The 22,978-nt window shown below is 62.0% G+C and carries 19 protein-coding genes; 10 read left to right on the top strand and 9 right to left on the bottom strand.

Annotation, left to right across the window (positions count from 1 at the left end):
• Positions 1–166: 166 nt before the first annotated feature.
• Positions 167–1,066, bottom strand: coding sequence for an AraC family transcriptional regulator (locus I6L38_RS21150; protein WP_216988906.1), 900 nt, complete (start codon positions 1,064–1,066; stop codon positions 167–169).
• Positions 1,067–1,141: 75 nt separating this feature from the next.
• On the opposite strand from I6L38_RS21150, the gene I6L38_RS21145 reads away from it, so the two are divergent.
• Positions 1,142–1,540 (top strand): VOC family protein, encoded by a 399-nt coding sequence (locus tag I6L38_RS21145; RefSeq protein WP_201882964.1) that lies wholly within the window; start codon positions 1,142–1,144, stop codon positions 1,538–1,540.
• Between the two features lie 421 nt (positions 1,541–1,961).
• Here I6L38_RS21145 and I6L38_RS21140 read toward each other — a convergent pair whose 3' ends face one another.
• Positions 1,962–2,138: a hypothetical protein gene (locus I6L38_RS21140; protein WP_201882965.1), complete on the bottom strand. Its 177-nt coding sequence runs from the start codon at positions 2,136–2,138 to the stop codon at positions 1,962–1,964.
• 71 nt (positions 2,139–2,209) lie between these two features.
• Between I6L38_RS21140 and I6L38_RS21135 the strand changes: the two genes are divergently transcribed.
• From I6L38_RS21135 to I6L38_RS21125, 3 genes are all read left to right on the top strand, one after another.
• Positions 2,210–3,154, top strand: a complete 945-nt coding sequence (locus I6L38_RS21135; protein ID WP_201885375.1) for a LysR substrate-binding domain-containing protein — start codon at positions 2,210–2,212, stop codon at positions 3,152–3,154.
• 747 nt (positions 3,155–3,901) lie between these two features.
• Positions 3,902–4,777, top strand: a complete 876-nt coding sequence (gene drt2 / locus I6L38_RS21130; RefSeq protein WP_216988905.1) for an antiviral reverse transcriptase Drt2 — start codon at positions 3,902–3,904, stop codon at positions 4,775–4,777.
• A 159-nt stretch (positions 4,778–4,936) separates the two neighbouring features.
• Positions 4,937–5,179, top strand: coding sequence for a hypothetical protein (locus I6L38_RS21125; protein ID WP_216988904.1), 243 nt, complete (start codon positions 4,937–4,939; stop codon positions 5,177–5,179).
• A gap of 60 nt (positions 5,180–5,239) precedes the next feature.
• On the opposite strand, the gene recD is transcribed toward I6L38_RS21125, so the two are convergent.
• The 6 genes from recD to I6L38_RS21095 form a co-directional block, all read right to left on the bottom strand.
• The gene (gene recD, locus I6L38_RS21120; protein ID WP_216988903.1) at positions 5,240–7,282 is read right to left on the bottom strand and encodes an exodeoxyribonuclease V subunit alpha; all 2,043 of its coding nucleotides are present in this window, start codon (positions 7,280–7,282) and stop codon (positions 5,240–5,242) included.
• The gene (gene recB / locus I6L38_RS21115) at positions 7,279–10,896 is read right to left on the bottom strand and encodes an exodeoxyribonuclease V subunit beta (protein WP_216988902.1); all 3,618 of its coding nucleotides are present in this window, start codon (positions 10,894–10,896) and stop codon (positions 7,279–7,281) included. Before recB ends, recD begins: the two co-directional genes overlap by 4 nt.
• The gene (gene recC / locus I6L38_RS21110; RefSeq protein ID WP_216988901.1) at positions 10,896–14,240 is read right to left on the bottom strand and encodes an exodeoxyribonuclease V subunit gamma; all 3,345 of its coding nucleotides are present in this window, start codon (positions 14,238–14,240) and stop codon (positions 10,896–10,898) included. Before recC ends, recB begins: the two co-directional genes overlap by 1 nt.
• A gap of 224 nt (positions 14,241–14,464) precedes the next feature.
• On the bottom strand, positions 14,465–14,857 hold the full coding sequence (locus I6L38_RS21105; protein ID WP_024941255.1) for a DoxX family protein: 393 nt from the start codon (positions 14,855–14,857) through the stop codon (positions 14,465–14,467).
• A gap of 40 nt (positions 14,858–14,897) precedes the next feature.
• A complete protein-coding gene (locus tag I6L38_RS21100; RefSeq protein ID WP_005306141.1) occupies positions 14,898–15,584 on the bottom strand; it encodes a pirin family protein in 687 nt (228 codons plus the stop codon).
• Between the two features lie 30 nt (positions 15,585–15,614).
• Positions 15,615–15,947, bottom strand: a complete 333-nt coding sequence (locus I6L38_RS21095) for a hypothetical protein (protein WP_011707661.1) — start codon at positions 15,945–15,947, stop codon at positions 15,615–15,617.
• A 257-nt stretch (positions 15,948–16,204) separates the two neighbouring features.
• Between I6L38_RS21095 and I6L38_RS21090 the strand changes: the two genes are divergently transcribed.
• Both I6L38_RS21090 and I6L38_RS21085 read left to right on the top strand, forming a co-directional pair.
• A complete protein-coding gene (locus I6L38_RS21090) occupies positions 16,205–17,119 on the top strand; it encodes a LysR family transcriptional regulator (RefSeq protein ID WP_010635876.1) in 915 nt (304 codons plus the stop codon).
• 445 nt (positions 17,120–17,564) lie between these two features.
• The gene (locus tag I6L38_RS21085; protein ID WP_005306152.1) at positions 17,565–18,329 is read left to right on the top strand and encodes a helix-turn-helix transcriptional regulator; all 765 of its coding nucleotides are present in this window, start codon (positions 17,565–17,567) and stop codon (positions 18,327–18,329) included.
• 70 nt (positions 18,330–18,399) lie between these two features.
• Here the strand turns inward: I6L38_RS21085 and I6L38_RS21080 are convergent, their stop codons facing one another.
• Positions 18,400–19,218: a UTRA domain-containing protein gene (locus I6L38_RS21080; protein ID WP_201889742.1), complete on the bottom strand. Its 819-nt coding sequence runs from the start codon at positions 19,216–19,218 to the stop codon at positions 18,400–18,402.
• 197 nt (positions 19,219–19,415) lie between these two features.
• Between I6L38_RS21080 and I6L38_RS21075 the strand changes: the two genes are divergently transcribed.
• Genes I6L38_RS21075 through I6L38_RS21060 form a run of 4 tightly spaced genes read left to right on the top strand, consistent with a single transcriptional unit; the run spans position 19,416 to position 22,974 of the window.
• The gene (locus I6L38_RS21075; protein ID WP_005306158.1) at positions 19,416–20,462 is read left to right on the top strand and encodes an ABC transporter substrate-binding protein; all 1,047 of its coding nucleotides are present in this window, start codon (positions 19,416–19,418) and stop codon (positions 20,460–20,462) included.
• Positions 20,463–20,472: 10 nt separating this feature from the next.
• Positions 20,473–21,306 carry an alkaline phosphatase family protein gene (locus I6L38_RS21070; protein ID WP_017787902.1) on the top strand — a complete coding sequence of 278 codons (834 nt, stop codon included), beginning with the start codon at positions 20,473–20,475 and terminating at the stop codon, positions 21,304–21,306.
• Complete coding sequence (locus I6L38_RS21065) at positions 21,306–22,205, top strand: ABC transporter permease subunit (RefSeq protein ID WP_216988900.1); 900 nt, start codon at positions 21,306–21,308, stop codon at positions 22,203–22,205. Before I6L38_RS21070 ends, I6L38_RS21065 begins: the two co-directional genes overlap by 1 nt.
• Positions 22,198–22,974 carry an ABC transporter permease gene (locus I6L38_RS21060; RefSeq protein ID WP_005306167.1) on the top strand — a complete coding sequence of 259 codons (777 nt, stop codon included), beginning with the start codon at positions 22,198–22,200 and terminating at the stop codon, positions 22,972–22,974. The genes I6L38_RS21065 and I6L38_RS21060 overlap by 8 nt, the downstream gene beginning before the upstream one ends.
• The last annotated feature ends 4 nt before the right edge of the window (positions 22,975–22,978 follow it).

The following is a 22,978-nucleotide window of genomic DNA, read 5'->3' as shown; positions in this document are numbered from 1 at the left end:
CCCCCAACTGCGGGAAATGCAATCTGATTGAAGAAAAACGACTATGGGGAGACGACTCCCATGAAACCCAACTCTGTCGCGGCCAGCCGGCTCATGGCCCGTCTCCGGTTATCGGCCGCAATCAGGTTCGTCTGAACAACAGTAGCAACCAGTGTGACTCAATACACTAGCCTTTTCCGGTTTTAAAGGCGGGATGATGCCGGTGGCGATAGTGGCTGGGCGCCAGGCCGTGCTGGCGTTTGAAGGCGGTGGAGAAGTGGTACTCGTTGCGAAAGCCACACTGCTCGGCCAGCAGCTTTACCGAATCGGCCCGGCTGGCCAGCAACAGCGCCGCCCGCTGCAAGCGCAGCCGTTGCAGCAGCGCCATGGGTGCCAGCGCGAAGTGCTGCTGGCAGAGCCGGTAGAGTTGACGTTCGGAGAGATGCAGGGCGCCAGCCATGCGCGCTATGTCCCAGGGCTCGGCCAGCGCCTCCTTGAGCAGCAGCTCGAGGCGCAGCGCCAGCCGCTCGCCGCGCCGCTGCCCCTCCCCCTTCTGCAACAGACGGCGCAGATAGAAGCCGAGCTGCTCCACCAGCAGGGCGCTGAGCAGCGGGTCCTGATGGCGCTCCTGCTCCGCATAGAGGTTCTCGACGGTGCGCAGCAGGGTGGCCTGCTGAGAGGTGCAACCCAGCCGGGATTGGCTGGCGAAGGCATCCCAGGGGGAGTCCTTGTGCAGCAGCAGCCACACCAGCTCCCACTCACTCGGCTGCTGGCTCAACGGCTCGCTCGGCTGCTCTCTCAACTGATAGCAGAGCGGCTCCCCAGCAGGGAGCAGCGCCCACTCCCCGACCTGCAGCCGCGCCATGCGATCGCCCACCTGCACCTCCCCCTCGCCCCCCAAGGTCAGCAAGAAGCAGTGCATATCGGCAAAGCGGCGCGCGATGCGGTAGCGGGTCTTGAGGCGGGAATAGCCCGCCAGCCACACCTGCTCCTGCGCGAGGGCCGGCAGCAGGCTGTCACAGCAGATCTGCTCGCGGCAGTCGGGGGAGACATCGATAAGCTCGGTGTTGGCAGTTTCAGACATCATCAGGACGGACTCAGCCATGTCGAAGGGGCAGGCCCCAGCATAGCATTAAGGGCATCAAGTCACAGGAGATCAGCCATGCATATCCATCACGTCGCCATCTGGGCGCAGGATCTGGAGGCGCTCACAACATTCTACTGCACCCTGTTTGGCGGGCAGGCCAATGAGCGCTACCACAATCAAGCCAAACAATTCAGCTCCTACTTCGTGCGCTTCGAGGGGGGCGCCAGCCTGGAGCTGATGCACACCCCCATACTATTTCCGGCGGATCTCAGTCTGCCGCACCCGCTGCAGGGGCTGGCCCACCTCGCCTTCTCCCTCGGCAGCGTGGAGGCGGTGGACAAGATGACCGCCCGCCTCAAGCTGCTCAAGGGCGCCGAGGTGAAACACCTGGACGGCCCCCGCTGGACCGGCGACGGCTATTACGAGAGTACCTTCCTCGACCCGGAAGGCAACCGGTTGGAGTTGACCCTTTAATCCCTGAATGCTCCCCTCACCCTGCCCTCTCCCAACGGGAGAGGGGGGGGGTAAAGCAGCATCGAAGATATGATCGCCAGCCATGTTGATTCGGTTGATGGCAAAAATAGCCAACCAAGTAGGTTCGATTAGCGAAGCGTAATCGGACAGCGTATTTGCTCCCTTCTCCCCTTGCGGGAGAAGGGTCGGGGATGAGGGGAAGGCAAAAGAGATTTAACAGTAAACGTTGGGCTTCGTTCAGCCACCACCTTCGCAACAGATTGATGCGGGTCTCGTGAAGAAATATATACGGGACTACCAATCGCCAGATCATATCACCTGAGGCGCCATACATATCTCAGACAGGGTGACACCAGCGCCACTCAATATCATATTCAGAAAAATAAATATTAATTTGGCACGCGGTACCAAAAACAGCGTCTCAATATTTAATCCTGTCTCTGGCATGGTGCTGCTTTTGATTGTCATCATCGTGTAGCCCCATATCGTGTCGCAACCAGTCTGGCATATTCTCCTGCTTGAATGTGCGGGCCTTGTCGGCCCTTCTGGTCAATATTTTCATGATCGCTTCGATCAGATTGCTTCCTGCCGTTTCCATGATAACCTCGCCTTGATTTCGCCGTTTGATTGGACGTCGAGTGTTATTAATCCGGGCCAGGAAGGCCAACGATGAAAGCTAACCAGACACATAAGCGCAAGTTATACATCGCCCAGATCGGTGCCCTGCACACCTTCGAGGCGGCGGCCCGCCACGGCAGCTATTCCCGCGCCGCCGAGGAGCTGTTCATCACCCAGGCGGCGGTCAGCCAGCAGATCCGGGGACTGGAGCAGAGTCTGGGGGTCAAGCTGTTTGTCCGCGAGGGGCGCAACATGCGCCTGACCGAGCGGGGTGCACGCCTGCTCCCCTGGGTCAGCCAGGGCATGGCGGCATTCGAGCAGGGCATGGCCGCCCTCGAGTGTGAACCGCTGGCAGGGGTGCTGAACGTCACCGTCATCCCCTCCTTCGCCAGCCGCTGGCTGATGCCGAGGCTCTGGCGCTTCGTCGAACGCCACCCCGAGGTCGAAGTGCGCCTCAACGCCAATCCCCAGGTGCAACCCATAGGCCGGGGTGGCATGGATCTGGCGATCCGCTACTGCAACCGGGTCAACCCCGAGCTGAGCTCCTGCCTGCTGATCCGGGAGTGCGTCTTTCCGGTCTGCTCGCCGGCCCTGGCCGAGCGGCTGCAGCGTATCGAGGATCTCTACGATACCGTCATCGTCTCCGGGCCCGACTACGCCGGAGTCTCGTGGGAAAAGTGGCTGCAGGAGTCGGGCTATCGGCTCGACCTGAGCCGGATCAAGCGCTTCGAGGTCAACAACAACAGCCTGGCGATCGACATGGTGCTCTCCGGCAAGGGGGTCGCCCTGAGCCGCAACGTGCTGGCGGGGGATCTGATCGCCAGCGGCCTGCTGACCCGCCTCTTCACCAAGAGCTACAACCCCGACAACGACTACCACCTGGTCTGGGATCCCGACTCTCCCAGACTGACCCGGATCCGCTGCTTTACCGACTGGCTCAAGGAGGAGGTCGCCCAGGGCCCCGGCTGCCAGCCGGATATGCAGGCCGAACCATAAGCCAGAGGCGGTTGGGGGGTGTGGATATTCGACACTCGAATCTCTGGCTTGCCGAAACCCCGGCCAAGGGAGCCTCCAATTAGGTGATCGTCGGATTACGTGACCGTCCGGTTACACGATTGCCCGATTACGCGACCGTCCGATTACGCGACCGTCCGATTACGCTTCGCTAATCGAACCTACAAGTCCCCAATAAACCAATCATCCGAATCAGATCAAAGGAGGCCAAATCTCCCTTCTCCCTTGCGGGAGAAGGGGTAGGAATGAACGGTTGGTAAAAGAGATTTTCAGAAAAATTGGGCTTCATTATGCGGAACCACAACCCACGCAACTTGTAGACTAGCACTAAACCAACGAAGCCCAACTTACCATTTTTTAAAATATAAAAAATAGTTTTGGCAGATAGATTTAAAATCCCTATCAATATAAAAACTTCTTATTGAGTTTACTCTCACCGTTCTTTATCATGGTTTCGCTTACTTATTTAGGAAGTAAGGTGTATCACAAGCTGTCAAGTAGAACGCTCACCAGTACACTGGCTAGCAGACGACTTGCATGGCCGCAGATGGCTAGTAGACTCACGTCGAACACTCCTGCGATGATGGTATCATATATCATATCTGACATTCGTGGCCGACATCATATCGGTGTTGTGAATGCGTATTTAAGTACGTTTGTTAAGCCCGGATTGGGAATCGGATGGCCACAGTCCTTTACCTTTCCGGGTTTTGCAATTTAAGGCTCAATATGATGAACTCAGAAAATCAATGGTTTCGGAGTCGTGGTTACTTACATTTTGATTCTCCAGTAAAATTACGAAAAGCATGTCAAATTGTAAAATCGCCCATCAATGTTGCCCACCATGCTTTCCTCCCGCTAATAAGTTACGATATACACAGCTTTAAAATATCAATAGACAAAGATGGTAATGTTCAAAAGAAAATAAAAGAAAGGCCAATTTCATATGCATCACATATCGACTCTCACATTTACTCTTACTATGCAGAGTTATTGTCTAATGTATATGAGAAGGCTCTCCACGAATTGCAATTAAAAGAATCCGTACTTGCTTTCAGATCTCTTGGAAAAAGTAATATTGATTTTGCTAACACGGCCTTTGAAAAAATAAAGGCTCATGGTGATTGCACTGCAATCGCGATGGATATCTCTGGTTTCTTTGATAATTTAGATCATGTAATACTCAAATCAATGTGGTGCAAATTACTCCAAGAAAACTCATTACCAAATGACCATTTCAATATATACAGATCTCTAACCAAATCGTCTACAGTCAATAGAGACCTATTGTATGCAGCACTTAAAATATCGAGAAACAATCCAAAATCTACAGGGGCAAGGCTTTGCGATATAAAAACCTTCAGAGATAAAATACGAGGCCTAGGGCTAATAAAAACCAACTCGACTGGAAAAGGTATACCACAAGGAACATCTATAAGTGCTCTTCTGTCTAATATATACATGCTAGATTTCGACAAGAAAATAAAAGACATAGTGGTATCTATTTCAGGAGAATACTATCGTTACTGTGACGATATGCTTTTTATCATCGATAGTGATAAAACCAGCGAGTTAATATCTATAGTGACAAAAAGCATCTCCTAGCTAAAGATAGAAATAAATGATAAGAAAACAGAGGTTAGAAACTTCCACGTATACAGCGGAGTTCAAAAATGCGACAAGCCGCTACAGTATTTAGGGTTCATTTTTGATGGCGAAAGAAAACTAATTAGATCAGCAGCCCTAGCTAGGTTTTCAGGCAGAATGAAAGCTGGGGTTAGGTTAGCTAAAAAGACGCATCAAAAAGCCAACCTTATTGAAGAGAAAAATGGTGTAGCGAAAACACCACTATTTAAGAAGAAAATTTATGAGCGTTACTCGCATTTAAGCAAGCGAAACTTCATCACATATGGCCATAAAGCGGCAAATATAATGGGTTCTAATGCGATCAAAAAGCAATTAAAACCCCTTTGGGGGCGACTGCTCAAAGAGATGAATGAGCAATAATTTTTCACTCCTAAAAACATACGTTGACGGCGGCAACTCCCTTCACCGCCGTCCAACCCATCACTCCCCCAACCTCTGTGCCAATCCGGAATAACGCTCGGTCTTTTTCCGAACTGCTTGGGCCAACAGGGCGCGATCGCCGTAGAGATCGAGGCGCGCCTTGGCGCGGGTGATGCCGGTATAGACCAGCTCGCGGGTCAACAGCGGGCTGGGGTTGTCCGGTAGTACCAGCACTGTATGGGCAAACTCCGAGCCCTGGGATTTGTGGATGGTCATGGCGTAGACGGTTTCGTGGGGCGGCAGCCGGCTGGGCAAGAGGGCCCGCAGGGTGCCGTCCGGCTGCTCGAACCAGACCTTGAGTCGCCCACTTTCATCGGGCAGGCAGAGCCCCATATCGCCGTTGTAGAGGCCGACCCCGTGGTCGTTGCGCACCACCATCACGGGGCGGCCCGCATACCAGTCGCCATCGCGGGCAATCAGCCCGGCCCGTGACAGGGCCAGTTCGAGGCGCTCGTTAAGCCCCTCGACCCCGAACAACGGGCCATCGCGCAGGGCACAGAGGATCTGGAAGCCGTTGAATGCCTTGAACACGGCGGCGGGTGCCTCCCCCGCACGGGCCGCCTTGAGGTAGCTGCCATAACCGGCCACCCCCTGGGCAATCAACTCGTCGTAGGCCTCCCCCGCCCAGGGGTGCAGGCTGATATCGCCAAATCCCATGCCCCAGACCGCCTCCACCGCCGCCGCATCGCCGCCATTGCAGGCGCGCGCCAGCTGGCCTATGCCGGAGTGCTGATCGAAGCGCCAGCTCTTGGAGAGCAAACAGAGGCTGTCGCGCACGCTTGCCCCAGCAGGCTTACCCTGCAGCCGGTAGCCGGTCTGGCGGGAGAGCCAATCCGCCTGGGCCGGGCTGATGCCCTGTTCGATAAAGCTGCAGATGTCGCCGAGCACGGCCCCCGCCTCCACCGAGGCGAGCTGATCCTTGTCGCCGAGCAGAATGAGACGGGCATGGCTTGGCAGCGCATCGAGCAGGCGTGCCATCATGGGCAGATCGACCATGGAGGCCTCATCCACCACCAGCAAGTCGAGGTGCAGCGGGTTGCCTTTGTGGTGGCGGAACTGGCTGCGCCCCGGAATGACCCCGAGCAGCCGGTGCAGGGTGCCCGCCTCGGTGGGAATGGCCTCCACCCACTCAGGGGGCAAGTCCAGCGCCTGCAGGGCAGAGCCGATACTCTCGGTCAGACGCGCCGCCGCCTTGCCGGTGGGGGCCACCAGCCGGATCGCCGGGGCCTTGCCCGCTTGCAGACCGGTCTCCACCAGAATGGCCAAGAGCTTGGCGACCGTGGTGGTCTTGCCGGTGCCGGGACCGCCGGAGATCACCGCAAAGGGGCGTGCCGCCGCCGTGGCCGCCGCCAGCTTCTGGCCGTTACAGCAGAGCGCCTCGGGCACCAGCGCATCCAGCTTGTTCAGGTCGTTTGCGGCCTGAGCACTGGCCAGCAGCGCCTCGATGGCAGGCCACTCCACTTCGTTCGGGAACACCAGATCCAGGTACTTCTCGATAAAGTGGCGTGCCGAGAAGTCGGGGGCGAGGCGGGCCTTGAGCAGGGCTGCGAACACCAGGCCGTAGTCGCGGGCAAAGAGGCGCGACAGGGCCGGGGCAATCTCCGGCCATTCGGCGCGCTCACTCAAGGCTCGCAGATGGCGGGCCACCCCTTGCTCGTGATCGTGGTAGCGGGTGAGGTAGAGACGGCCGTGCCAGAGCCGCAGCGGCCAGCGCGGGGCTTCCCCTTCATCTTGCTCGCCGCCAACCAGCGGGCTTGCCGCAAACAGGGCGGGCCAGCTCGCCGGATCCGCCAGATCGGCCAGCAGATCCCGGCCCTGATCCGGATCCAGCCCGAACGGGCGCAAGGATCCGGCAGATAACATCTCCAGCGGCAGACAGACGTGGCCACGCCCCAGCTCGAAGCAGGCGAGCGCCGCCCCCAGCACCAGCTCGGGGCCGCCGCCCAGATCGGCCACCAGCTTGGCAAATTGCAGATCCAGCTGGCGGATGCGCCCCGCCAGCGCCAGGGCCTTGAGCCGTTCGATCATGATTGCGCTCTTCATGCTTCTACCCCGTTATCCCATTCTTGTGCAGAGGCGGACGCCGCCCCCTCGCTAAACAGCCGATCCAGCCCCAACACTAGCTCACGGCTGGGGCGAGTATGGAAGATCCCCCCCTGCGGCATGCCGCGCAGGAACAGATAGAAGACGCCGCCAAAGTGCTGGTCGAAGTCGTAGCCCGGCAGACGCAGGGCGAGCAGCCGATGCAGCGCCAGGGAGTAGAGCTGGTATTGCAGGTCGTAGCGATGCTCCACCATGGCCTGCTCCAGCGCCGGCCGGCTGTAGTCGGCCGGGCTCATGCCGAGGTGGTTGGATTTGTAGTCGAGCAGATACCAGCGCCCCTGCCACTCGAACACCAGGTCGATAAAGCCCTTGAGCATCCCCTGCACGGTGGCGAAGCTGAGCGGCTTGTTGCCCCGCGACAGGGGGTCGTGCTGCTGGCAAAGCGCGGTCAGCGCAGGTGCCGTCACCCGCCCCATGGGCAGGAAGAACTCCAGCTCCACCTGCTTGCGCTCGGGGACCAGATCCCGCAGCCGTAACGGTTCGCCACTCTCTGCAAGTAACGCGGTTTCAAGCGGCGTATCCAGCACCGCCTCCACCTGCTGTTGCAGCACTTGGGCCCAGCTTTCGTCGAAGCCATCCTGCGCCAGCAGGGTGGCGATATGCTGTGCCAGCGGCTCGCCTGCGGCACTTTGAAAGTCGATGGTCTCGAACAGGCTATGCAGCAAGGTGCCGGGGCGCGCCCCCTTCGGGAAGGTGAAGATGGAGGGCTGGGGCGCCTGCACTGGCTCTTCGGCAGCCAGCGCCGCCGCCTCGGTGACCACCTCGTCATCGAAGCCGGGATTGGCGAGCACCCCCTTGCTGTGACCGTGGCCCTGGGCTGCCAGCCCAGAGTAGGAGCTGATCCACCAGTCCCGCTCAAGGGTGCCGCCAAAGCGGCGCACCTGGGGCTCGCCCAGTTGCTCCTCTTCTGGTGGCAGCGGGGCCGGGCGGGTGAGCGAGGGCTCACCGACGGCCACTCCGGGCAGATCTTCAGCAAGCGCACTGAGGGCGGTGGCCAGGGTTGCGGCGTCCCCCTCCTCCCCCTTTTGCAGCAGATAGCCGATGGCGGTCTGGTGCAGGTCGGTCTTCTCCGACTTGCCATTGCCGGAGCGCACCGGCGCCAGCCCCAGCCAGGTGGCGTAGACGCCCCGGGTCAGCGCCACGTAGAGCAGGCGCAGATCCTCGGCGAGGCGCTCCTTGTCGGCCTCTGCGAGAGAATCCTCGGCGCCGGTGAGATCGAGAATGGTGCGATTGCCCGCCTCATCGGCCTCGTGATAGAGCGGGGTGTCGGCGCTGCGGTGGCTGCAGATAAAGGGGAGGAACACCAGCGGGTACTCCAGCCCCTTGGATTTGTGGATGGTGACGATCTGCACCAGCTTGCGCTCGGACTCCAGGCGAAGTATCTGCTCCGCATCCTGGCCGCTCTGGCGGTTTACCGCCTCCCCCAGCCAGCGCAGCAGGGCGTATTCGCCGTCCAGCTCGCTGCTCACCTGCTGCAACAGCTCCCCCAGATGGAGGAAGTTGGTCAGCCGCCGCTCGCCGTAGGGGCTCGCCAAAAGCGATGCGGCGAGATTGCGCCGGTGCAGCAGGGCCCGCAGCATGGCCAGCACGCCGCGCTTGTGCCAGACCTTGCGGTACTCCATAAACTCCTGCACCGCGCTCTCCCAGGCCCGCTCGTCGGAGGCGAGCTCGTCGAGGGCCTTGGCATCGAGATCGAACAGGCCGGTGGCGAGCGCCGCCCGCAAACTTCTCTCCTCGCTCGGGTTCTGGCAGGCGTGCAGAATGAGCAGGATCTCTCGCGCCTCCACCTGCTCCAGCACGCTCTCGCGATTTGACAGATAAACCGAGGCGATGGCGAGGCGTGCCAGCTCCTGCTGCACCAGCTTGCCCTCGGCGCCGGTGCGCACCAGCACGGCGATATCCCCGGCTTTGACCGGCTCACTGCCGATCAGCGCCTTGCCCTCGCGGGCCAGGGTCAGCAGGCGGTGGATCTCCGCCGCCGTGGCGCGGGCCATCTTGCTCTGGTAGTCCCCCCGGTTGAAGGTGGGCTGGCCGGTGAGCTGCCAGCAGTGCAGCACGGGGGCGGTGTCGCCGTCGAGGCGCAGCGCCTTGCTCTTGCCCTGCGCCTCCACCGGCAGGAAGGGGATATCCGCCTCGTAGATAAAGGGATCCTTGGCTCGCTCGAACAGACCGTTGACCGCCGCCACCAGGGCGCCGCTGGAACGCCAGTTGCGCCCCAGGGTGTAGTGGGCGCTCACATTTCGCCGCGCCTGAATGTAGGTGAAGATGTCGGCGCCGCGAAAGCCGTAGATGGCCTGCTTGGGGTCACCGATCATCAACAGCGCCGTGTCTTTATGGCCGCCGTAAAGCCGGTGGAAGATACGGTACTGCTGGGGGTCGGTATCCTGGAACTCATCGATCATGGCGACCCGGTAGGTGGCGCGAATACGATCGCACAACCGCTCCCCAAGGGGGGAGTCGAGCGCCCCGTCGAGGTCTTTGAGCAGATCATCGAACGAGAGCTGATGGGCCTGGCGCTTGCTGGCCTGCATCCGGCTGCGCACCACCACGGCGGCCCGCTGCAGGATAAGATCCCGGATGCCGGGACGGCTCGCCAGCAGCGCGTCGATCTCGCTGAACAGCGGCAGGGTAGGCACCGCCCCCCCCTTCTTGAGGTTTTCCTCCAGCACCGTCTGGCCGAAGCGATCCAGTTCCTTGGGAATCGCGTAGCCGCTGGTCTCGTCTTGCGCCCAGTCGGTTATCTTGGCGAGCCACCCCTCGTAGTTCTTGCCGGTGTAGCGGCTGATATGGCCATCGGTCTGGCGGCGGATCTCGTCCACCTGCGCCAGCCAGGCCTCCTTCACTGCTGCGATACGGGCCATGGCCGCCTGATGGCGGGCCGCCAGAGTCTCGTCCCCCGCCGGCGGGCGCATCTCCAGCTCGCTGTTGTCGAGCCAGCCATTCATCTCCCGCAGCAGGGCGGCGGGGCTTGGCCAGAGCGCGCGCACCGCGCTGGCCAGGGTTTTATCCACCGGATAGAACTCGGCGCGCCAGTAGTCGCTCACCGCCTGCAGCCTGAGCTGGCTGTCGTCGGTGAGAAATTCGGTCTCGAAGAGGGCGCCCGACTCGAAGGCGTTCTGTTTCAGCATCCGCTGGCAGAAGCCGTGGATGGTGAAGACCGCCGCTTCGTCCATCTGTCGTTCGGCGGCCAGCAGGCGGCGTGCCGCCAGCTCGTGATCCTCCACCTCCTCCAGCAGTTGGGCCAGCAGGGCATCGCCGCTTTGCCCGCGCATAAAGGCGAGACGCGCCTCGTGGATGCGGCCACGGATCCGCCCGCGCAACTCGGCAGTGGCCGCCTCGGTAAAGGTCACCACCAGGATCTCGGTCACCGACAGGGGCCGCTCGTGGGCGCTCGCCTGACCAGCATCGGCGCCTTCTTCGATGAGCGGGCCATGGCCCAGCAGCAGACGCAGGTAGAGGCCGGCGATGGTGTAGGTCTTGCCGGTGCCGGCGGAGGCCTCGATCAGCCGCTCGCCATGGAGGGGAAAACGCAGGGTATTGAGCGGATTGGCCATTATTGCAACTCCTCCAGCGCCTTGATCAGCGGGGTCAGGTGTTCGCGGGCCAGCGCCTGCAGCTGGGCCAGCACCTCGTCATCGAGTTCCGGGAAGCAGCGGGCAACGTAGACGTCCTGCCCCTCCCCCGTCACCATGTAGCCGCCGTTGAAGCGGGCGAGGGCCGCCTTGTCGGCGGCCTCCGGTTTCTCCGGATCCTTCTCGATCCCCTTGATCCACTCCCAGGCGGTGCTGGGGAAAAACGGTAGCGGCCGCTTCATCCCCTGGGTCCAGAGGGCGACCAGGGCCGCCAGTCTTGGCCGGGCTTCGTCTGCCGGGAGGCTGGGCAGGCGCAGGCTCTGCTTGGCGTCGAACAGCAGGGTGTCACCGGGGGCATCACTCAGGGAGAGGCAAAGGTGCTGGATCCAGCCCAGCAGCAGATCCTTGCCGTTGAAGCTGCCGGGTTTGATCACCAGCAAGCGCCCCTTCTGGGTGTCGATCCACCCCTGCAACTGGCCCTGGGTCAGGGAGATATCGATCTCCACCGCCTGTTTGTCCACCTCATTGGCCGCCACCCAGGGACGTAGCCTCTCCGCCAGCTTGCCCATCTCGGCATCCAGATCATCCAGCAGCAGGCTGCCGAACCAGCCCTGGGGCAGCAGGCCGGAGAGCTGCAAGCGCTGGCGACGCTCCTCGCTCTCCCCCTCCTCGAGGTGGGCATCGAGCAGCAGCGCCTTGAGCTGGTAGTGCTGCAGGCCGTCCAGCTCGAACGGCTCGCTGTCCTCGATCTCGGCCTCGTCCAGCTCGAACCACACCTTGAGGCGGCGGTTGAGGAAATACTTGGCGGGCTGGCGATAGAAGCGCAGCAGCTCCGCCAGCTCCAACCCCTGCTCCTTGCCCCCCCCTTTGTTCCAATCTGGCGGCAACGGCAGCTCGCCGCTCTGGAAGTTGGCGGCCCCGCGCTGCGGATGGAGGGCCGGCAGCCAGTCGGCGGCATAGGTAAAGAGGCCGGAATCCGCCTCTGGATAGAAGTAGCTGCGGCTGTAGGGGGTGAGCGGGTGTTCGACGATCAGGTGCTCGAGCAGCCGCTTGCCGGAGGTCTCGTCATCGAGCTTCTCATCCCCCGCCAGTACGAAGCCCTGCCGCACATAGTCGATGAGCTCCGCCAGCAGCACGGAGGGCACCTTCTCGCTGTTATCCTGGGCACTGAAGCCCTGATAGCTGATGTAGAGCCCCTGCTGGGCGCTCAGCAGCGCCTCAAGGAAGAGGTAGCGGTCGTCATCCCGGCGGGAGCGATCCCCGCGCCGGCCCGCCACAGCCATCAGGTCAAACCCCATGGGGGGCAGGGTGCGCGGGTAGACGCCGTCGTTCATGCCGAGCAGGCAGACCTGCCGGAAGGGGATGGAGCGCATCGGCATCAGGGTGCAGAAGTTGACCTGACCGGCGAGGAAGCGCTGGCTGGAGCGGGACTCCCCCAGCACGCTGCCGAGGTAATCCTGCAGCAAATCGGCACTGATGGGCTGCTCGAAACGGGCCTCGCCAAGCTGGGCGAGCCAGTCAGCCAGCTGGCTGCGGATCAGCTGCAGCTGGCGCTCTTCATCCTCATCGGCCAGATAGAAGCGCTCCAGCAGCTCGTTGAGGCAGGCGATCCACTCGGGCAGCGGCTGCGCCTGTTGCAGGCGGGGCAGAAATTCCGCCAGCGAGTCGACAAACCAGGCAAGCTTGCCGAGGGCCAGCCCCTGCTGACCCTCGATATCTGCGTAAGGCAGGATGCCGGCCACCGGCTCGCCGTCCCCCATGGCAAAGCCGAGCAGCATGCGGCGCAGGCCGAACAGCCAGCTGTTGCCAGAGAGGCGCGGCAGATCGAAGCGCTCCGGGTAGCCGTCATCCAGCCCCCAGCGGATGCCGGTCTCCTGCACCCAGCGCCGCAGCTGGTTGAACTCGTCGTCATCGAGCTCGAAGCGGCGCAGCACGGCGGGCACCTCGAGGATGGCGAGCAGCTCGCCGGCTCCCAGCCGGGCATTGGGGAGTCTCAGCAGGGCGAGAAAGCTCTGCAGCAGCGGGCTCTCCTGGCTCGCCGCCCGATCGGATACCGCGAAGGGGATCTGGCCTCGCGCGCCAAACACCGCCTGAATATAGGGGCCGTAGCTGTTCACATCCGGCATCATCACCACCACGTCTTTCGGGGTGAGGGTGGGATCTTGCTCGAACAGCGCCAGCAGGCGGTCGTGCAGCACCTCGAGCTCGCGCATCGGGCCGTGACAGGCGTGGATCTGCAGGGATCCATCGCTCGCGTCGATCGGGCTCTTGTGCTGGCTGCTGTCGAGATCGAACTGACCGGCCCCCCGTTCGGCCAGCTCCAGCACATCCTGCTGGATGGCGCGCAGCAAGCTGGTGTCGTCGATATCGACAAAGGCCTCGATCTGCGGCACCTCCAGCTCCATCAGCTGGTGCAGGTAGTCGCGCCCCAGCTTGCCCATGGAGGCGAGCAGCGGGTTGGCGGGGCCCTGCAGGGTATCGAGATCGGTGCCGGGCTTGAGCTTGTTCTCCAGCCGAGCCAGGGTCTTGCGATCGAGCAAGTCCCCCCAGTAGTAGCGGCAGGGGTTGGTGACGAACAGGTGCACCTCCACCTCAGCCCGGCTGCCGAGGGCCAGCAGCGCCTCCACATAGCGCGGCGGCAGCGCCGAGATGCCGAACACGAAGACCCGTTGGGGCAGTTTGCCCGGCAGATCGGCGGTGCGTTCCAGCTCGTGGATAAACTCCTCGTAGAGGTTGGCGCGGTGGTAGCCGCTGGGGGCCAGCGCCAGGGTGCGAGCCACCAGCTCGCGCCAGAGCTCCGGCTGCCAATCCTGACCGCTCACCCCGGCCAGCTCCTGACCCAATCCTTCACCCTGTTCCCAGCGGGCAATCCAGTCCGGTCGGTAAACCAGATACTGGTCAAACAGATCCGCCACCTTCTGGCAGAGCTGCCACAGCCGCACCTGCTCGGGATCCTGCAATGACTCCGCGTCATCCCCGCCCAGATAGGCGGCCAGCGGCGCAAAAACGGGGCGATCGAGCAGGGCGGGCAGGATGGTCATCAGCTGCCAGCTCATGGAACCCTTGTTGTAGGGACTCTGGCGCGGCACGTCCGCCAGCACCCGGGTGAACATCTCCCAGATAAAGCTGGCGGGCAGCGGAAAATCGATATTGGCGGCAATGCCGAAGGCCTTGGCCAGCTCCAGCTTGAGCCACTGGGCCATGCCCGGGCTCTGCACCAGGATCTGCTCGCGCTCGAAGGGGTGAGCGAGGGGGGTCTGCCGGATGCGGCTCACCAGCAACTCTTTGAGCAGATCCAGCTGATTGGAGTGGTAGAGGGTAAACATGGGCAATTCCCGCCAGTGCAAAAGAGGGGTCAGCGCGGGAAAACCTCAAGGATCCCCGTCACGTCACAGGTATCGGGATTGTCGGGGATCGGGGGATAAGATGCAAAAGGCGCTTGTTGTCGCCGATCACATCGCCCATCTGCCGCAGGCAAATGTGGCGGGCATAAAAAAGCCGGTGCAATTGCACCGGCCAAAAGGCGTTGGAAAACTCGAACCTGCGGGGTTTACCAGTTCTTGCCGAGGCGGGCATCCAGGCTGAAGGCCCCTGCACCGGCCGCCGCCAGGGCCAGGAAACCACCGGCCACGGAGACGTTTTTCATGAACATCAGCATCTGCATCTGGTCGGCAGGCTGATAGTGGAAAATAAAGGCGGCCATCAGGGTGAAACCGGCCATCAGCACGGAGAGGCTGCGGGTAAACAGGCCCAGCATGATGGCGAGGCCACCGCCCAGCTCCAGCAGGATCACCAGCGGCAGGATGAAACCGGGCACGCCCATGGCTTCCATATACCCCTGGGTACCGGCGTAACCGCCGATCTTGCCCCAGCCCGCAATCACAAACATCAGAGCCAGCAGTACGCGACCCACCAGCAGTGCCAAATCTTTCATCTTGTCCATTTCAATATCCTCGTTTTGCGTCACATCACCGCTGACTGCTTCAGGGTAGGTCAAATAACAGGGCTTGGCTGGCACTCATGGCCACCAGATCCCATTTGGGCTCATCACGACTGAGTACCCCGTCGCCGGGTCGGGCAGCCAGACCGTTGGCGGCAAGCTCCCCTGAAATCATCTGCAGGTAACCGTGTCGGCCGGCCAGCTCCCAGGTGAGGCTCTCACCCGGTTCGAGCTGCAACCGCCATACGCGGGCCTGCTGGCGGATCCTGAAGGATCCTGCTTCGCCGTCCGGTGACGCCACCAGCGTCATGCCCGGATTGGCTTCAATCTTCTTCTGCTGATAGCCGGGTGTCGTGCCGTGTTCGTTCGGCTCGATCCAGATTTGCAGCAGGGAGAGCGGCTCGGTCTGCGAGGGGTTGTACTCGCTGTGCCGGATGCCGGACCCCGCACTCATCAGCTGGAAATCCCCCGCCGGGATCTGCTCGGCATGGCCGAGGCTGTCCTTGTGCTCTATGGTGCCTTGCAGCACGCAGGTCAGAATTTCCATGTTGGCGTGAGGGTGGGTCGCGAAACCGCCACCCGGCGCCACCAGATCCTGATTGATGACCCGCAGCACTGAATGCCCCATCCAGTCCGGGTCGTAGTAGTGCCCGAAGGAAAAGCTGTGGCGCGCATCCAGCCAGCCGAAGTTGGCCTTGCCGCGCGCTTCTGCGGCTCTCAATTTCATCATGGTGTGCTCCTCACGTACCGATACGGTTGATTAACGCTGTTTGCCGCTACCGATGCCGAACGGAATGCGGTAGTCGCTGCTCTGCTCACCCAGGCTCACGGTCAGGTTGCCCTGGGTGCGGCTCGGGATCTGGACCTGCTGGCTGCCCATCAGGTTGGCGTGGACGGAGGCAACCAGGTCGCCAGACTCGTCACGCACTTCCAGCATGGGGTTGCCCTTGCCTTCCACCGCGGCGGTGGCGTGCCAGTTTACAAACAGCACGCCCGGGGCGGCGTTGAGGTCAGCCGGGACGGAAGCCTGAGCAAAACCTGCGGTCATCAGGCCTGCAACGGCCAGCATCTTGATTACGTTTTTCATGTTCATTCACTCTCTTGGTTTTATGTCATTGCCAAGGCCGCTGTGGCCAGAATCAATGCATCCATGCAAGAGGTCATTCAAATAGTGTGTTGTTCTTTCACCGAAGTCAGACGCCCTGATTGAGGGGGTCACAGTCTGGAACTACCCGTATATTTGGCTGCTTGGCGCTCCTGCCTAAGCGTTGATTGAATATTAAAGACACTTGGCCTAACTTGTTAGCGAGATAAACTGGCAAACATGTTCAAAAAAATTGAAGGCAATTTATGGCCAAGGAACTGAACAAGGAACGGGCGCTGACCCTGGAAGCCATCCGGGTGCTGGATGCCATCGACCGCCGCGGCAGCTTCGCGGCGGCAGCCGACGAACTGGGCAAGGTGCCCTCGGCGCTGAGCTACACGGTACAGAAGCTGGAAGACGAGCTGGACGCCATGCTGTTCGACCGCAGCGGCCACAGAACCAAGTTCACCCCGGCCGGCCGCATGCTGCTGGAGCGCGGCCGGATTCTGCTGGAGGCGGCCGAGCATCTGGTGGGCGAGACCCGGGCGCTGGCCCGCGGCTGGGAGACCGACATCACCATCGCCGTCGATGCGCTGGTGCCGCTGCAGGCGCTCTACCCGCTGGTGGAGCGGCTGGCCGAGCTGACCGATACCCGACTGCGGCTGCGGGCCGAAGTGCTGGCGGGCAGTTGGGAGTGTCTGGAGGATGGCCGGGCCGACCTGCTCATCTCCTCCCTCAATCCCGACATCATGATGACCGGCATCAAGCACCAGCCGCTGCAGGAGGAGGTGATGCTCTACGTCGCCCACCCGGATCACCCCCTGCACCAGGAGCCCGAGCCCCTGGCAGACGATACCCTGCGCCGCTACCGGGCCATCGCGGTGGCCGACACGGCGCTGCGCAAGCCGGTACTCACCTATCGTCTGCTCGACAAGCAGCCGCGGCTGACCGTCAGCACCATGGGCGAGAAGCGCGACGCCCTGCTGGCGGGGATCGGGGTCGGCACCATGCCGCTGAGCTGGATTGAAGAGGACATCCGGGCCGGACGGCTCAAGGTGATCGGCCCCGAGTATCGCCACCAGATCCAGGTGGTGCTGGCCTGGCGGCGCGACACCATGGGCAAGGCCAAGAGCTGGCTGATCCGGGAGATACCCAAGCTGTTTCCCTGCAAGGGGGAATAAATGTCTGCCGCGCGAGGGCGGCGGCGCAGGAAGTGCCGAAACTGAGCCCCTGTCTTGACGGCGGGCTCAGATTCTAGGAAAAGAAAAAAGCGGCCCTCTTGCGAGTTCCGCTCAATGCCAGGAAAGAATAAAAAACCTTGCGGTTTAAAAAACCCTTAAATTGGAAGCAAACAATCGATTTCTCAACCAGGAAGGTCTTGAATCCGATTCGTTTTGAATTATGCGCGATGTTTTATGCGCCACCAGCAAAATGTTGAACGGTTGAAGGATATGCACCGCAGAGTATCACTATCTGCAACCTTCGAGCGCGACTGGTCTGGCCATTTCAATCGATTAGGTCGGGTTTGTTTCCTCTGGTTTTTTAAAGTGTCAATATCTGAGCCCACAACGACAAAAGAACTCAATTTCTGACACAACATAAAAATGCAGATAAAGGAATAGTTGCATGACCTACAGCCAGACCCTGGCCAACAATATTCTCGACACCCTGAAGAAGACCCTGACCGACAAGGGGATCCGCTATCAGACCCTGGCAGAAGCCATGGGGGTCTCCATCGCCACCGTCAAACGGATGATGAACAAGCCCTCCCTGCCGTTCGACACCCTGCTGGAGGTGTGCCACTTGGTGGGGCTCTCATTCGAGGAGCTGCTGGACCGCACCCAGGACGCCCAGAGCCGGCGCGCCGTCTTCACCCAGGAGCAGGACGAGGCGTTCCACAGGGAGCCCGGTCTCTACGCCTTTCTCGCCAACATCTTCTGGCGCGACAAGACGTTAATCGATCTCAAGCGTGAGTACGGCCTGACCGATGCCTCCTGCTACCTCTACCTGCGCAAGCTGGAGAAGCTCGGCATCCTGCAGCTCGGCATCGACAACAGTTACCACTTCCTCATCAGCGAGCGGATCAGCTTCGAGCAGCACAGCCGCTTCGCCCGCCAGCAGGCGCGCCAGGCCATGTCGGTGCTGGGGGACTATCTGGTGGAGAACATGCACAGGCCCAACAACTACATGGCGCTGTGTCAGCTCCATCTGGACGAGAGCGAGGCGATGGCGCTGATCGAGCGGATGAAGGAGTACTGGCACCAGGAGCTCAAGCTCAACCGCCCCGCCATCGGCCAGCGGGAGGGCAGCAAGACCTACACCATGTCGCTGCAGCTGGCCGACTGCGGCTATCAGAGCTTTGACGATCTGATCCCCAATATCGACAACTGATCCCGGCGGATCCCGCGGGATCCGCTCCCCCTCCTTTCCTCACAGGCATGGCCCGCCAGGACACGCCGGATCACCCCTGATCCACGAGCCGGGTTTGCGGCAGCTTGCCTGCGAGGGGCTGCAATGCTCGCGTATCGAGGTGAATGCGGATGGCATCCGGCCGCCAGTGCTCGATGTCGCAATCCACCAGCGCTCCCCGCTCGTCGTAGTTGACCCGCACCAGCCGCAGCACGGCGCTCCCCTCCGCCAGATTGAGGGAGCGGGCGATGGCGCCGCGCGCCGCCGAGGGGGTGATCTCGAGGCTCGCCCCACCCTGGCCTATGCCATATCGCTCCCGATAGAGCTCGGTGAGGGAGCTGGCCAGTGGCGCGCTGGCGATATCGGGAAACCGGCTGGCCAGCAGGTGGTGGCTGACGTGCAGCACGGGGCGGCCGTCGATGAGGCGCAGGCGGCGGATTTCATAGAGCGGGGTGAAAGGCTCCAGCCCCATCCAGCGGCACAGCTCGCTGCTGGCCAGCTCGCCGCCGTGGGCCAGCACCCGGGTCTCGGCGGTGCGCTGCTGCTCGCCGATCCACTGGTGAAAGTGGGTGTGGATGGCGGGGTCGTAGGTGAGGCGGGGCGGTGCCACGAACCAGCCGCGCCGCTCAGCCCGGTAGATGAGGCCATCCGCCTCGAGACTGGAGAGCGCCTCCTTGATGGTGATGCGGGTGGTGGCGAAGCGCTCGCTCAGGGCCCGCTCGGCGGGCAGCTGCTGCCCCGCCCCCAGCTGGCCGCTGCCGATATAGCGGCGCAGGGTCTGGCAAATCTGTTCACACTTGGAGGCGCGGCCATCGGCCACTGCCCGCTCGCTCAATCTCGGTTCGATCACGCTCATCTTCCTGTCGATCATCCTGGCTGCTGTGGCTGACTCAACTCTCGCTGGAGTAGTCCAGCCTCACTCGGATTGAGAGTTGTAACCGTGCAGGATGACAGCGCCATGACAGGGCGATTGTCATCAAACTGCCATCAAAGCGCCCCGCCACCGTCATATTTCCCCTCTAGCATCCCTCTCGAACCTTAACTGACCTAGTCCAGAGGGATGGAATGATGAAAAGCGTGATCGCAAGTGCACTGGCCCTGGTGGCCATCAGTCAGCCACTGTTTGCCGCCGAGAACATCGCGGATCTCGAAAAGGCCGCCCGCGGTGAAGGCCAGCTCAGCAGCGTCGGCATGCCGGACAGCTGGGCCAACTGGAAGGATACCTGGCAGCAACTCGGCAGCATCTACGGCATCAAGCATCAGGACACCGACATGAGCTCGGCCCAGGAGATCGCCAAGTTCGCCGCCGAGAAGGGCAACGCCACCGCCGACATCGGCGACGTGGGCGGCGCCTTCGGCCCGGTGGCGGTCAAGCAGGGAGTCACCCAGCCCTACAAACCCTCCACCTGGGCCGACATTCCGAACTGGGCCAAGGATGCGGATGGTCACTGGATGCTGGCCTATACCGGCACCATCGCCTTCCTGATCAACAAGGATCTGGTCAAGGCGGCCCCCACCAGCTGGCAATCCCTGCTGGGCGGCGACTACAAGGTGACCCTGGGTGACGTGGGTGTCGCCTCCCAGGCCAACAACGGCGTGCTGGCGGCGGCCTATGCCACCGGCGGCAGCGAGAAGAACCTCAAGCCTGCGCTGGAGCTGTTCGGCAAGCTGGCCCAGCAGGGCCGTCTGTCGCTGAACGACCCCACCATCGCCAACATCGAGAAGGGCGAAGTGGAAGTGGGGGTGCTGTGGGACTTCAACGCGCTCAACTACCGCGACCAGATCGACCCCAAGAAGTTTGATGTGGTGATCCCGAGCGACGGTTCCGTCATCGCCGGCTACACCACCATCATCAACAAGTGGGCCAAAAACCCCAACGCCGCCAAGCTGGCGCGGGAATACATCCTCTCCGACGCCGGCCAGATCAACCTGGCGCGCGGCTACGCCCGCCCCATCCGCAGCAACGTGACCCTGCCGGATGACGTCAAGGCCAAGCTGCTGCCGGCCGAGCAGTACGCCAATGCCAAGCCGGTCCAGGATCACGCCGCCTGGGAGCAGAGCTCCAAGGCACTGCCGCGCCAGTGGCAGGAAACCGTCATGATCAACATGCAGTAAGGAGCGGCCAGTGCAACACAAGGTGATAGTGGTACTTGTGGATGGCCTCTCTGCCGAGGTAGCCCATTGCATGGGCTACCTCGCGGGCATGGTGGAGGCGGGACAGGGGTTGCAGGCCACCCTGAGCTGCGCCCTCCCCTCCCTCTCCCGGCCCCTCTACGAGTGCATCCTGACCGGAACGACGCCGGTGGAGAGCGGCATCACCCACAACGGGGTGAGCCGTCTGAGCCGGCAGGAGTCCATCTTCCATCTGGCCCGGGCGGGCGGCAAACGCACCGCGGCGGCGGCCTACCACTGGATAAGCGAGCTCTACAACCAGAGCCCCTGGCAAGCGGCCCGCGATCGCTTCACCCATGACGAGCGACTGCCCATCCAGCACGGCTGTTTCTACTGGGATGACGGCTACCCCGACAGCCACCTGCTGATGGATGGCGAGTGGCTGCGCAGCCAGTACGACCCCGATTTTCTCTTGATCCACCCGATGGGGGTGGACGATGCGGGCCACCAGTTCGGCCTCGACTCCCGTCAGTACCGCAATCAGGCACGCCGGATGGACAGCCTGCTGGCCGACCTGCTGCCCCAGTGGCTGGCGGAGGGGTATCAGGTGGTGATCACCTCGGATCACGGCATGAACAACGACTTGAGCCACGGCGGCACCCTGACCGAAGAGCGCCGGGTGCCGCTCTGGCTGTTTGGCGATGCGTTCGTGGCCCAGTGGCCAGCCGGTCCCGCCATGCAGCAGACCCAGCTCTGCGCCCTGATGGCCGACCTGCTGGGAGTTTCCCACGACAAGCCGGGCTGCCCACCGCTGCTCAAGGCCGGCAACCTGCCGGAGGTACACTGATGATGCCCGCCACCACCGAGATCCTCGCGGATCAACCGACCGTCACCCGGCGCCGGCTGCGTCGCCACTGGCTGCCCGCCCTGGTGCTGCTGCCGTTCGTTCTCCTGATGATCCTGTTCCAGCTCGCCCCCATGGTGTGGGTGCTGGTGGGCAGTTTTCAGACCCCGGACGGCTGGGGCCTCGACTACTACCGGGAGATTTTGAGCTCCCCCTTCTACCTGCAATCGTTCGGCAACTCCTTGCGCATCGCCGGCATCACCAGCCTGGCGGGGCTTGCCATCGGCACGCTCGGGGCGGCGGCGCTGCGCCACAGTGGTGAGCGGGTCAAGCGGGTGCTGCTGGCCTTCGTCACCATGACCGGCAACTTCAGCGGCGTACCTCTGGCCTTCGCCTTCATCATCATTCTCGGCATCAATGGCGCCGTGACCCTGTTGCTGAAATCCTGGGGCCTCATCGACGGCTTCAACCTCTACTCCGGCAGCGGCCTCATCCTCATCTACACCTACTTCCAGATCCCGCTCGCCCTGCTGCTGCTCTATCCGGCCTTCGATGCGCTGCAGGATGAGTGGCCCCAGGCCGCCGCGTTGCTGGGGGCGAGCAAGAGCCAATATGTGTGGCACGTGGCGCTGCCGGTGCTCACTCCCGCCCTGCTCGGCACCCTGATCATCCTGTTTGCCAACGCGGTGGGGGCCTATGCCTCTGCCTATGCCCTCACCACCGGCAACTTCAACCTGGTGACCATCCGGGTGGCCAGCCTGGTCTCCGGCGACATCTTCCTCGAGCCCAATATGGCGGCGGCGCTGGCGGTGATCCTGATGGTGCTGCTGGGGGTGGTGACGGCCGCCAACCAGTGGCTGCTGAAAAAGAGCTACGTGAACAAGGGGCAATCCCATGCATGATTTGAAACCTGGCTGGCCGCGCTGGGTGCTGGGGGCCCTGGTGGCTACCCTGCTGTTGCCGCTGCTGGCTACCTTTCTCTACTCCATCTCCACCCGCTGGGGGGCCACCCTGCTGCCAGACGGCTTCACCCTCGACTGGTATCTCAAACTCTGGGGCGACCCGCGGTTTCTGGCGGCGTTTGGCCGAAGCCTCTTGGTCTGCTTCGCCACCCTGCTGCTGGGAACCCTGGTACTGGTGCCGACCGTGCTGGTGGTGGCCTACTACTTCCCAAAGCTGGATCCCTGGATGAACCTGTTGATCCTGCTCCCCTTCGCGGTGCCGCCTGTGGTCTCCTCGGTCGGGCTGCTGCAGATCTACGCCGACGGCGTTCTGCCCATTATCGGCACGCCGTGGATCCTGATCGGCACCTGGTTCACCGTGGTGCTCCCCTTCATGTACCGGGCGCTGGCCAACAGCCTGCAGGGGGTACCGCTCAGGGATCTGATGGATGCCGCCCACCTGCTGGGGGCGAGCAGCCGCCGCGCCTTCCTGCTGGTGGTGATCCCCTGCCTGCGCAAGGGGCTGCTGGCGGCGCTGTTTCTCTCGCTCTCCTTCCTGCTCGGCGAGTTCGTGTTTGCCAACATGCTGGTGGGCACCCGTTACGAGACCCTGCAGGTCTACCTCTACAACATGCGTTCGACCTCGGGCCACTTCACCAGCGCACTGGTGATGAGCTACTTCCTGCTGACCCTGCTGCTCACCTGGGCGGCGAACAGATTTCATAGGTGAATCA

Origin of the sequence: Aeromonas sp. FDAARGOS 1408, assembly GCF_019048665.1 — a bacterium.
Lineage (GTDB): Bacteria > Pseudomonadota > Gammaproteobacteria > Enterobacterales > Aeromonadaceae > Aeromonas > Aeromonas dhakensis.
The sequence above is the reverse complement of the archived record's forward strand: the minus strand, read 5'-3'. Positions and strand labels throughout refer to the sequence as shown.

Excerpts from the sequence above, each read along its gene's own strand:
- recB (WP_216988902.1), bottom strand. The coding sequence starts at position 10,896 with ATGGCCAATCCGCTCAATACCCTGCGTTTTCCCCTCCATGGCGAGCGG.
- I6L38_RS21150 (WP_216988906.1), bottom strand. The coding sequence starts at position 1,066 with ATGATGTCTGAAACTGCCAACACCGAGCTTATCGATGTCTCCCCCGAC.
- drt2 (WP_216988905.1), top strand. The coding sequence starts at position 3,902 with ATGATGAACTCAGAAAATCAATGGTTTCGGAGTCGTGGTTACTTACAT.
- I6L38_RS21100 (WP_005306141.1), bottom strand. The coding sequence starts at position 15,584 with ATGATGAAATTGAGAGCCGCAGAAGCGCGCGGCAAGGCCAACTTCGGC.
- I6L38_RS21135 (WP_201885375.1), top strand. The coding sequence starts at position 2,210 with ATGAAAGCTAACCAGACACATAAGCGCAAGTTATACATCGCCCAGATC.
- recD (WP_216988903.1), bottom strand. The coding sequence starts at position 7,282 with ATGAAGAGCGCAATCATGATCGAACGGCTCAAGGCCCTGGCGCTGGCG.
- I6L38_RS21095 (WP_011707661.1), bottom strand. The coding sequence starts at position 15,947 with ATGAACATGAAAAACGTAATCAAGATGCTGGCCGTTGCAGGCCTGATG.
- I6L38_RS21140 (WP_201882965.1), bottom strand. The coding sequence starts at position 2,138 with ATGGAAACGGCAGGAAGCAATCTGATCGAAGCGATCATGAAAATATTG.
- I6L38_RS21065 (WP_216988900.1), top strand. The coding sequence starts at position 21,306 with ATGATGCCCGCCACCACCGAGATCCTCGCGGATCAACCGACCGTCACC.
- I6L38_RS21060 (WP_005306167.1), top strand. The coding sequence starts at position 22,198 with ATGCATGATTTGAAACCTGGCTGGCCGCGCTGGGTGCTGGGGGCCCTG.
- I6L38_RS21085 (WP_005306152.1), top strand. The coding sequence starts at position 17,565 with ATGACCTACAGCCAGACCCTGGCCAACAATATTCTCGACACCCTGAAG.
- I6L38_RS21075 (WP_005306158.1), top strand. The coding sequence starts at position 19,416 with ATGAAAAGCGTGATCGCAAGTGCACTGGCCCTGGTGGCCATCAGTCAG.
- I6L38_RS21105 (WP_024941255.1), bottom strand. The coding sequence starts at position 14,857 with ATGGACAAGATGAAAGATTTGGCACTGCTGGTGGGTCGCGTACTGCTG.
- I6L38_RS21125 (WP_216988904.1), top strand. The coding sequence starts at position 4,937 with ATGAAAGCTGGGGTTAGGTTAGCTAAAAAGACGCATCAAAAAGCCAAC.
- I6L38_RS21145 (WP_201882964.1), top strand. The coding sequence starts at position 1,142 with ATGCATATCCATCACGTCGCCATCTGGGCGCAGGATCTGGAGGCGCTC.
- I6L38_RS21090 (WP_010635876.1), top strand. The coding sequence starts at position 16,205 with ATGGCCAAGGAACTGAACAAGGAACGGGCGCTGACCCTGGAAGCCATC.
- recC (WP_216988901.1), bottom strand. The coding sequence starts at position 14,240 with ATGTTTACCCTCTACCACTCCAATCAGCTGGATCTGCTCAAAGAGTTG.
- I6L38_RS21080 (WP_201889742.1), bottom strand. The coding sequence starts at position 19,218 with ATGATCGACAGGAAGATGAGCGTGATCGAACCGAGATTGAGCGAGCGG.